Below are 395 nucleotides of genomic sequence, written 5' to 3' on the forward strand. Positions count from 1 at the left end.
GATCAAGTTCCTCTAGGTTTGGAAAAACAAAGTTATTTCCACCTGAAGCAACCATTAGCTGTGGCTTCGTTACTTGTACGAGTTGTAACTGAGAAACTTGTTCCTCATTGCCCTCTAAATCCGTTATATATATCGTACCAGTCTCAGTAATTCTAATATCTTGATACCTAGAAGGTAAAGAAATACGAGTACCTGCTTCCGATAATACATAATCCCCATTTTGATTAACGAGGAAATTCTCCCCCTCCACATCAGATGGACTTAATAGAAAGCACCATCTCGAGTGAATCGTCGCGTCCCGTCTTCTGTAGGGGATATTTCAAAGAAATACCCTTGCTCCATTAGAGCTAAATCAAGAGGACGGTCAGTATTTTGGATTGCACCCTGTTCTAAAC

At 40.5% G+C, this 395-nt stretch carries 1 protein-coding gene; it reads right to left on the bottom strand.

The genetic code is table 11. The annotated features are described in order from the left end of the window. Positions 1-250 (bottom strand): hypothetical protein (locus AOA60_RS33675; RefSeq protein WP_218240978.1); only part of this gene is annotated, 250 nt, incomplete at its 3' end. Positions 251-395: the final 145 nt, after the last annotated feature.

This window comes from Pseudomonas sp. 2822-17 (assembly GCF_002742485.1).
Classification (GTDB): domain Bacteria; phylum Pseudomonadota; class Gammaproteobacteria; order Pseudomonadales; family Pseudomonadaceae; genus Aquipseudomonas; species Aquipseudomonas cyclaminis.